This window comes from Streptomyces sp. (genome assembly GCF_035563135.1).
Classification (GTDB): Bacteria; Actinomycetota; Actinomycetes; order Streptomycetales; family Streptomycetaceae; genus Streptomyces.
The window spans coordinates 1-8,870 of sequence record NZ_DATMVN010000476.1 but is presented as its reverse complement, the minus strand read 5'-3'; the positions used below and the strand labels follow the sequence as shown (position 1 = coordinate 8,870).

The 8,870-nt window shown below is 70.6% G+C and carries 9 protein-coding genes; 8 read left to right on the top strand and 1 reads right to left on the bottom strand.

What is annotated here, in order from left to right:
* The first annotated feature begins 9 nt into the window (after positions 1-9).
* The 6 genes from VN520_RS21025 (at position 10) to VN520_RS39675 (ending at position 5,077) form a co-directional block, all read left to right on the top strand.
* Entirely contained in the window at positions 10-1,053 is a 1,044-nt protein-coding gene (locus VN520_RS21025) for a family 2 encapsulin nanocompartment cargo protein polyprenyl transferase (protein ID WP_325748483.1), read from the top strand.
* A 364-nt stretch (positions 1,054-1,417) separates the two neighbouring features.
* Positions 1,418-2,086 carry a DUF6304 family protein gene (locus tag VN520_RS21020; RefSeq protein ID WP_325748482.1) on the top strand — a complete coding sequence of 223 codons (669 nt, stop codon included), beginning with the start codon at positions 1,418-1,420 and terminating at the stop codon, positions 2,084-2,086.
* 163 nt (positions 2,087-2,249) lie between these two features.
* Positions 2,250-3,254 carry an NAD-dependent epimerase/dehydratase family protein gene (locus tag VN520_RS21015; RefSeq protein ID WP_325748481.1) on the top strand — a complete coding sequence of 335 codons (1,005 nt, stop codon included), beginning with the start codon at positions 2,250-2,252 and terminating at the stop codon, positions 3,252-3,254.
* Positions 3,255-3,263: 9 nt separating this feature from the next.
* Positions 3,264-3,617, top strand: a complete 354-nt coding sequence (locus tag VN520_RS21010) for a DUF952 domain-containing protein (RefSeq protein ID WP_325748480.1) — start codon at positions 3,264-3,266, stop codon at positions 3,615-3,617.
* Positions 3,614-4,495, top strand: coding sequence for an SDR family oxidoreductase (locus tag VN520_RS21005; RefSeq protein ID WP_325748479.1), 882 nt, complete (start codon positions 3,614-3,616; stop codon positions 4,493-4,495). The genes VN520_RS21010 and VN520_RS21005 overlap by 4 nt, the downstream gene beginning before the upstream one ends.
* Before the next feature lie 162 nt (positions 4,496-4,657).
* Positions 4,658-5,077: a helix-turn-helix domain-containing protein gene (locus VN520_RS39675; protein ID WP_414719901.1), complete on the top strand. Its 420-nt coding sequence runs from the start codon at positions 4,658-4,660 to the stop codon at positions 5,075-5,077.
* Between the two features lie 430 nt (positions 5,078-5,507).
* Here VN520_RS39675 and VN520_RS21000 read toward each other — a convergent pair whose 3' ends face one another.
* Entirely contained in the window at positions 5,508-6,686 is a 1,179-nt protein-coding gene (locus VN520_RS21000) for a helix-turn-helix transcriptional regulator (RefSeq protein ID WP_325748478.1), read from the bottom strand.
* Between the two features lie 113 nt (positions 6,687-6,799).
* On the opposite strand from VN520_RS21000, the gene VN520_RS20995 reads away from it, so the two are divergent.
* Both VN520_RS20995 and VN520_RS20990 read left to right on the top strand, forming a co-directional pair.
* Positions 6,800-7,345, top strand: coding sequence for a flavoprotein (locus tag VN520_RS20995; protein ID WP_325748477.1), 546 nt, complete (start codon positions 6,800-6,802; stop codon positions 7,343-7,345).
* Positions 7,346-8,526: 1,181 nt separating this feature from the next.
* Positions 8,527-8,763: a hypothetical protein gene (locus tag VN520_RS20990; protein WP_325748476.1), complete on the top strand. Its 237-nt coding sequence runs from the start codon at positions 8,527-8,529 to the stop codon at positions 8,761-8,763.
* The last annotated feature ends 107 nt before the right edge of the window (positions 8,764-8,870 follow it).

Sequence of the window (8,870 nt, the reverse complement as noted above, 5' to 3'; positions counted from 1 at the left end):
ACCGTGACCATGACCAGTACGGATGCCGCGATGGAGGGGCACAAGGCCACCGCGCTCCTGGAGCACACCCGTGACGCGGTGGACCCGCATCTGCGCGCAGCCGTCGAAACACTGCCCGGGGCGATCCGCCGCGTCGCCATGTACCACTTCGGCTGGCAGAACGCCGACGGGACGCCCGCCTCCGGTGAGGCGGGCAAGGCCATCAGACCGGCGCTCGTCCTGGCCGCCGCGCGTGCGCTGGGAGGGGACCCGGACACGGCGATGCGGGCGGCCGTCGCCGTCGAACTCGCGCACAACTTCACCCTGCTGCACGACGATGTCATCGACGAGGACACCACCCGGCGCCACCGGCCCACGGCCTGGGCGGTGTTCGGTGTGCCGGACGCCGTGATCACGGGTGACGCCATGCTCTCCCTCGCTCTGCGGCTGCTGGCGGACGACCCGCACCCGGCATCCGCGCACGCAGCGGTGCGGCTCTCCACCTGCGTCATCGAGCTCTGCGCGGGACAGCAGGCCGACTGCGCCCTGGAGGAGCGCGGCCCCGACGACGTCACGCTGGACGAGTGCCTGGCCATGGCCATGGCCAAGACGGGCGCTCTGCTCGGCTGCGCCTGCGCCCTGGGCGCGCTCTACGCCGGAGCAGGGGAACAGGCGGTCCGCGCCATGGACGGCTTCGGCCGCGAGGCCGGTCTCGCCTTCCAGCTCATCGACGATCTGATCGGCATCTGGGGGGACACCGCCCGCACGGGCAAACCGGTCGGGGCGGACCTGACCGCCCACAAGAAGTCCCTGCCGGTGGTCGCGGCGCTCACCTCGGGCACCCCGGCCGCCGCCGAACTCGCCGCGCTCTACCGCGGCGTCATGAACACCCCGGGAGAGGTGAGGAGCGCCGCCGACGCGGTCGACCGGGCCGGCGGCCGCGACTGGGCCCAGACCGCCGCGGCGGACCGGATGGCGCGCGCCGTGCACCACCTGTCACGTGCGGTGCCCGCGCCGGACCGTGCCGGAGACCTGCTGGCCCTGGCCGAATTCGTCACCCGCAGAACCCGCTGAACCGGGCCGCTCCGACCGGCGCGGGGACCGGACTCCAGTACCCCGGGGGCCCGTTCGGACGACCACCACGGGCTGGAGGAGCGGGGCAGGTCATGGGCGTACGCGCACGGCAGGCAGGCAGGCAGGCAGGCGGGCCGGCAGGGCAGGGGCCGGGCCGTACGGATCCTGGAAGAGGCGTCCCGCGACGGCCCGGTGAGCAGCTGGGTCTTTCCCGCGGGCCGGGCCGTCGATCCCCCGCACGGCCCGTCGAGGTGGCCCATGGGGCATGAGCCGCAGGGCGGAAGAGCGGGACCCGGCCACCGGGAACACGGAAGGGGAGGGCGCCACGGGGCGGGTCCAGGGGCACGGGCTACAGTCCCTGCTCATGACAGATGAGTCGTGGGCAGGCTGGTACCGGGACCGCCGTGGTTCCGAAGCCGTCATTCTCACCACGGACGGGCAGCAGCTCCGTATCCGCATCCGGGGCACGGATTTCGAGGGCGGAAGCTTCGACGGCCTGGGCCCCGCGCCGGGATCATCGCCCCCGGCGGGTCTGTTCGACCTGACGGACGGAGTGCTCGACGACTGCGTCCTGGAGTGGGATCTCCCGCTGCCGGTCCTCGTGTCCGGAACGGTCCGCCAGGCCACGCTCAGCTGCCTGCTGTCCCTGCGCAGGGCCGACCCGGATCTGTATCTCGCCCTCCATCTGGACGGGGCGGTGTACGAGTCGAACCGCGCCGAGGGCGACTTCGCCGCCGCACTGGCCACGGTCCAGCGGGTCCTGCCACCGGGCATGCATCTGCAGACGTGCATAGCCTGCGCGTTCTCCGACTACTTCCCGGCCCCGGCCCGCGGTCTGTCCGGCGGGCTCGCCTGCTTCCGCGGCGCGAAGGACGCCTACCGCGATGCGGCGGGCGGGGACGACGTCGCAGGCCTCTGGGACCGGCGCACCGGATTCGTCCAGGAGATATGGAGCTGCCGGGAGTTCGAACCGCGTCCGGCACACGGCGCCGGCACGGGCCACCGGGGCGCCTTCCCGCTCGAACTGGCCTGACGGCCCCGCCCTCCGGGGCCGCTCCGCACTGCCGAGGAGTACCACCGGCTGCTGCTGCGCCCCCGCAGCCCCTGCGCGCGCACGTCCTGAACCGGGGAGTTCCCCGTTCTGCCGACAGCGAGGATCTGTTTCCCCCTTCCAGGCGGGAGGGCACGCTTTCCGCATGAGGCTCTTGATGCTGGGCGGCACGGAATTCGTCGGGCGCGCGGTCACCGACTCGGCGCTCGGCCGCGGATGGGAGGTCACCGTCTTCCACCGCGGCCGCCACGCGGCACCGGCCGGAGTACGGACGCTGACCGGGGACCGGACGACGGGTGAGGAGGGCCTCGCGGCCCTGGCCGACGGCACCTGGGACCTGGTGGTCGACACCTGGAGCGGAGCCCCCTCGGCGGTGAGGGACGCCGCCCGGCTGCTGTCGGACAGGGCCGGCCACTTCAGCTACGTCTCCAGCAGGTCCGTGTACGCCTTCCCCACCCCGGCCGGGCTGCCGGAGGACGGCCCGCTGGTCACCGGGGCCTCGCCCGACGCCGGCCCCGAGGTCTCGTACGCCCTGGCCAAACGCGGCGGGGAGCTCGCGGCAGCCGACGCCTTCGGCGACCGGGCGCTGCTGGCCCGCGCCGGGCTGATCCTCGGACCCGGGGAGAACATCGGCCGCCTGCCGTGGTGGCTGGGCCGGACAGCACGGGGCGGCCCGGTCGTCGCGCCGGGGCCGCCGGACGCAGGCCTCCAGTACATCGACGCCCGGGACCTGGCGGACTGGCTCCTGGACGCCGCCGCGAAGGGTTTGTCCGGGGCGTACAACACCGTGAGCCACCCCGGGCACACCACCATGGGCGAGTTCCTGGACGCCTGCGTCCGTGCCACCGGCTCGCGCGCCCGGCTGCGCTGGACCGACCCGGAGGTGATCCTGGCGGCGGGTGTCGAACCGTGGACGGACCTGCCGGTCTGGCTGCCCGCCGGAGAGCTCTACGACAGCCTGCACCAGGGCGATGCCACCAAGGTGCATGCCGCCGGTCTGCGCTGCCGGCCCGTCGGTGAAACGGTCGCCGACACATGGGCGTGGCTGCGCGGACGGGGAGGCACGGCCCCGCAGCGTCCGGACCGGCCGGCGCTCGGACTCGACGCGCGGACCGAGGCGAAGCTCCTCGCGGCGCCGGGCAGCCCTTAGCGTGGCCCGATGACCGAACAGCTGCTGCACCTCACGGAAGAGCCCCTGTGGGAGGCCGCCCGCAGGGCGGGGACGTACGAGATGTCGACCAGGGGCCGCACCTTGCGGGAGGAGGGTTTCATCCACTGCTCGCTGCCCCATCAGCTCCCCGCCGTGGCCCGGGCGCTGTACGGGCCGGACAAGGAGGACCTGGTGGTCCTCGTCATCGACACCGGCCGCCTCACGGCGCCCGTCCGGTACGAGGCGATGAAGGCCGGCGGCGAGGAGTTCCCGCACCTCTACGGACCACTGCCGGTGAGCGCGGTCGTGGAGGTGCGCTCCTGGAGCGGGCACATGGCACCGGAGGAAGGTGAGGCGGGATGATCAGCCCTCTCGTGGCGGTGACCGGCGCGAGCGGGGCGGTCGGCAGCCGGGTGGCCGCACGGCTGGCCCGGACCGGCGTCCCCGTGCGTCTCCTCGGCCGGGACCCCTCCCGGCTGCCCCGGCTGCCCGGCACGGTCACCGCACCCCCCGCACCGTACGGCGACGGCGAGGCCATGCACCGCGCTCTCGACGGCGCGCACACCCTGTTCCTCGTCTCGGCGCACGAAAGCCCGGACCGGGTCATGGAGCACACCACGGCGGTGGACGCGGCGCTCGCCGCAGGCGTCGAGCGCATCGTGTACGTGTCGTTCCTCGGTGCGGCGCCCGATGCGACCTTCACGTTCGCGCGCGACCACTGGCACACCGAGGCGCACATCCGGATGACCGGTGTGCGCCACACCTTCCTCCGGGACAGCTGGTATCTCGCGGCGATTCCCGCGATGACGGGAACCGACGGCATCCTGCGCGGTCCCGGCGGCGAGGGACGGGTCTCTGCCGTCTCCCACGAGGACATCGCGGACTCGGCGTCAGCCGTCCTGCTGGACGAGGGAAGGGACCACGACGGCGCCACGTACGACCTGACGGGGCCCGAGGCGTTCACCCTGGCCGACGCGGCCGCCGAGCTGAGCCGGTGCACCGGCCGCACGATCAGGTACGTGCCCGAGACCAGGGAGGAGGCCTACGCCTCCCGCGCCCACTACGGCGCCGAGGACTGGGAGGTGAGCGGCTGGGTCACGTCGTACGAGGCGATCGCCGCAGGTGAGCTGGACACCGTCTCGGACTCCGTGCCCACCCTCACGGGCCGCCCGGCCCGGAACCTGGCCACGTTCCTCCAGGAGAACCCGGACAGCTACCGCCATCTCCTGCCGGACTCCTGACCCGGCGGCAGAACACAGCCGCAACGAGACCACCCGCCCACCGGGGATGTTCGACGGGCGGGCGATCGTCCGGGAGGAGGGGCAAAATGCGTCAGGCCTGACGCTGACGCGAGATCATGCAGATCAGAGTTTTGTCGAGCGCCCCGCGAACTCCCGGAACGGATCCACGAACGACGCCGGGACCCGGGCGATCGCATCCGGCTCCTGCGCTCTGGCGCGTGTGTCACCCAGGAAGCTTTCGCGGAGATGACCGGTATCGGCCGGCACACCCTCCAGCGCGTTGAGCGCGGTACCAGCGACCCGAGAATCAGTGATCTTGCGCTGATCGCCGTAGCGCTCGTCCTGCCGCTCGCCGGCCTCGTCCAGGAGGAACCCCTGCCCGCACCCCGGTCGCCGGCCTCGGGCGGGAAGTTCAGTACTTCGGATTCATCTCGCTCGCTTCGGAGTTCATCGCCTGCCGAAGGATCCTTTTGGCGGGCACCTTCGGTCGGCACTGCGGGCTACGGGGCGGGTGGGCGTAGGCAGGTGAGCGGGCGCCGGACATGGATTCGCCGGGCCCGACCAGGACTGATGGCCCGGTGATGGTCTGATCGCAGTCCACGCAGATCACCGGCGGGCCTTCCGCCAGGCGCGCCCGAGCTGTATGGACGTCACGCAGGGGGCGGTGCGGCAGGCCCCGCACGTAGCAGTGTGATCGAACCAGACCTTGTACGACGTTTCGGCCGACGTCGTCATGACCTCCCCTTCCGGCAGGTCGGGCAGCATCGGGGGAACCAGAGCACCGCAACGCCGTGCGCCTCGAGCGGACGGGCGCCGAGGTCATGAGCCGCGGTGGTGGCCAGCGGGGCAGCACACCACACGCAGGACGTGCCACGTTGCTGCTCGTCGGACAGCGTCAGAGGCGGCGGTAACTCCGTCGTCTTCATAGTGCTCACCCTTGTTCGTCACGGTGTCCAGGGATGACCAGCGTGACGGGCCCGAGGAGGTCCAACACTCACAGATCTGTGAGTGCCTACAGACCGATCCACGCGGCCATGTGAGTGAGCCCCTCGGGCGGGCGCCGCATCGTGTGTACAAGGCCGTTCACGGCATCCCGGGCCCCTTGGAGATACCGTGTTTGCTCCGGAGCCAGGCTCCGGGCGTCCACAAGGTGCCGCAGCGACGCGGCGGCATGTCCGGTCTCCATTTCCACCACAGCTCGGTCGACCAGATACCGGGCGCGGCGTGATGTCGGAGTCGTCGGCGGCAGGCGCATCGCGCGGGCCTGCGCCAATCCCTCGTCCCACTGCTTCATCCGTACCTGTGCGCCCAGGGCGTGAAGGTCGATGTTGGTCTGGCCGAACGAGAGCCAGTGGACCTCTCCTGCCTCACCGCCGATCTGCCGCGCCAGATCACGCGCCGCTTCGAGGTGGCCGCACACGGCTGTCCGGTTTCCGGCCCGCGCGGCCACAGCGACAGCGCCGAGGTGGAGCTGTCCGGCGACGACCAGGGACTCCCGGGTCGTTTCGCCATCGAGGAGCGCGTGGCCGGCCTGAACGAGCCGTTGCCCAAGACCCTCCGACTCCTGGCGCGCCAGTGCCCGCTTGTACTGGCGGACGGCGGCGAGACAGGGGTCCGACCCACGTTCGGCCGCCCATCCCATGCGGTCGAGCGCAACGGCAGCCAGGTCGGGATAGCCGATCTTCAGCGCGACATCGTGAGCTGTCCGGTACGTAGAGGCCAGCGCCCGCCAGCTTTCGGTCCCTGGCCGGGTGCGCACGATGCGGGTCAGGCTGGTGATGACACCGGGCAGTTCGCTGGCGGCAGCTCGCAGGCGCGTAGCCCGTACTTGCTGGCACAGGGCGTCAGCGGCAGCCACCAGCTCGGACAGGGGGGCGGTTTCTACCGTCGGATCAGGGTCCAGGTCAAACAGATCGAAGGCGTCGCGGATGGGGCGGACCAGCGCAGCAAGGCGTTGACGTTGCAGGGTTGTCACGGTATCGGGCTCCGTCAGCACGCTGACGTCGATCCGGAGAGCTACCGCGACCGCGGTGATGAGACCAGGTGACGCCTCCCTCGCACCGCACTCGACCTGGTTGAGCAGGCTGTACGAGTAGGGCAGCCGAGCGGCGAGCTGTCGCTGGGTGAGGTGAGCCAGTCGACGTCGCTCCCGGATGCGGGCACCCGTGCGTCCGTCGTCGCGAATTGGCATGCTGGGCTCCGTTTCTGACTTGGCATCTGGAACGCTACTTACCCGGTGGTGACCTCGCGCCGCTCCCGATCCCGCCCGGGACCGGGAGCGGAAGCATGTGGTGCGATGGCGGGATGACGACTCCGACTCTGTACCTGTTCTGCGCCGCCGCGCCGCCGATCCACTACGTGGCTGAGGCCATCGAGAACGCGCAGGCCCGCGGCTGGACGGTCTGCCTCGGTCTCACCCCGACGGCCGCCACCTGGATGGAGGACCACCTCGCCGGCCTTGAGGCGCTCACCGGGCACCGCGTGCGATCGACGTACCGGATGCCGGAAGACACGATCAGCTGGCCGGCACCGGACGTGATCTGCTTCGCGCCGATCACCACGAACTCGCTGAACGCGTGGGCGCTCGGGCTCACCCCGTCTTGGCCGGTCGGCGTGGTTGTGGAAGCGGTGGGTAAGGGGACCCCGGTGGTGGCGATGCCTTGTATGAATCAGGCTCTTGCCGCGCACCCGCAGGTTGACCGGTCGGTGGCAGTGCTCCGCGAGATGGGCGTGGCTGTGCTGTACGGCGAGGGTGGGTGGGTGCCAAACCCGCCCGGTCAAGGTCGACCAGCGGAATACCCGTGGCACTTGGCCGTTGACGCTGCGGACCGCTTCGTACCGCAGCTGTGAACGTGCCGAAGTGCCCCCTGCCCGGACCCGTAAAGGGGCATGCAGGGAGCACAGCTCATACCTGTTTCTGAACCCATGAGATGTTCTACCCGGTGCATTGAGCCGGATGTGGCCCGATCGCGCCGCCCTGCGCCGGAATTCCGGTCATGGCAGGAAGTTATCTCAGGTCGTCAACGCTTCCCGGTCGCCGTGGCGCCGTCGACCGCCACTCTGTGGCCGCGACGGCGCCTCCGGCACCACCCGTTCAGGAGGAGCCCTCCGGCAGCTCTTCACAGAGCCCTCGTGCTCGGTCCAGGCTCAGACAGTACGCCAGTCACCCAGATAGATGGTCAGGTCTCCGTTCTGCTGGACGAGCCGCACCTTGGTAATGGTCACGCCAGTCGGAGCAGTACCCGAACCGCATCCGGCCGAAGCCCCGTTACCGTCGCTGATGGTCCCGCTCTTACCGTCGGACCGCTGGTACGCCGCCCGGAACCCCAGCCCGTCCGCCTCTTCGTCGCACACCTTCAGAGTCCGGTGACTGTTACTTATGTAGGCGGTCCCACAGTTCTGCGCAAGAACGCCGCAGGCATACCATTGGAATTTGGTGTCATGAGCCTGAGCGGCAGTCCCACCCCCCAAGGCAAAGGCAACTGCAGCAGCACCGATGGTGGCAATTGAACGCTTTCGCAACGCATCTCCCTGGAAGGTCTCAGGATCGAACGCACCTGGCGTGCCGCCAGCATGGGTGCCCTACGTCGCCGGCGTACCCGGTCCCGTAGCGCACCCCGTGCGCCGCTTGAGAGTGAGCATCGCTGACGCGAGCACGACTGGCGAGGCCCTTGCGCCCTGCCGCAAAAGCACAGGTCAGGTCCGGAACGCCGGTGTCGACGGCGAAGGGAACTTTCCGAGATCCTGGAACACCTCCGCTCGGCGACGCCTCGGGCGCGAGGACTGTGAGCCATCCCGGTAGGCCGCGTACCTCACGGCGATGAACGGCGGTCCGAACACACCGGAGATCGCAGGTGCACAGTTGTGCTTCGCAGTCCGGACCCGGCAGGCCGAGACAACCGGCTCCGCCGTAACGGATCGACGGAGTCCGCTTGGTCTGCTGCGTGACCGCCTTGCGAGCTGCCGTTATGTCGGGTTGCGGCGCCTTCTCTGCAGGTGGGGTCGATCTGGCGGCGTGAGGGACGTTAGGCATGGTGCCGCACGGCCTGTGTCACGGCCACAAGGTCTGGTTGGACGAGCAGGGGCGCCCGCGCGGAGCAGTGGAGGAACGCATGGGGCACCGCCTCAAGGGCGTGGAGGGTACGTACTCGCATGCCTCCCCGGAGATGGAGTTCGGCATCGCCAAGGGTCTGCGGCGCGCGTGGCCGGAGTCGTTCAGTGAGGACACGGGAGAGGTCGCAGAGCGGCGGGGGAGACGCTCCTCCTGACCTCGTCTCCCCAAGGTGTCCCAAAGGTTCTTCGCCAGCGAGAGAGCCCAGCCGCACGAAGCGGCTGGGCTCTTCATTTTACCCGTCTGACCTGCGGCGGAGCCGAG

Excerpts from the sequence above, each read along its gene's own strand:
- VN520_RS20995 (WP_325748477.1), top strand. The coding sequence starts at position 6,800 with ATGACGACTCCGACTCTGTACCTGTTCTGCGCCGCCGCGCCGCCGATC.
- VN520_RS21010 (WP_325748480.1), top strand. The coding sequence starts at position 3,264 with ATGACCGAACAGCTGCTGCACCTCACGGAAGAGCCCCTGTGGGAGGCC.
- VN520_RS21005 (WP_325748479.1), top strand. The coding sequence starts at position 3,614 with ATGATCAGCCCTCTCGTGGCGGTGACCGGCGCGAGCGGGGCGGTCGGC.
- VN520_RS21015 (WP_325748481.1), top strand. The coding sequence starts at position 2,250 with ATGAGGCTCTTGATGCTGGGCGGCACGGAATTCGTCGGGCGCGCGGTC.
- VN520_RS20990 (WP_325748476.1), top strand. The coding sequence starts at position 8,527 with ATGGTGCCGCACGGCCTGTGTCACGGCCACAAGGTCTGGTTGGACGAG.
- VN520_RS21020 (WP_325748482.1), top strand. The coding sequence starts at position 1,418 with ATGACAGATGAGTCGTGGGCAGGCTGGTACCGGGACCGCCGTGGTTCC.
- VN520_RS21025 (WP_325748483.1), top strand. The coding sequence starts at position 10 with ATGACCAGTACGGATGCCGCGATGGAGGGGCACAAGGCCACCGCGCTC.
- VN520_RS21000 (WP_325748478.1), bottom strand. The coding sequence starts at position 6,686 with ATGCCAATTCGCGACGACGGACGCACGGGTGCCCGCATCCGGGAGCGA.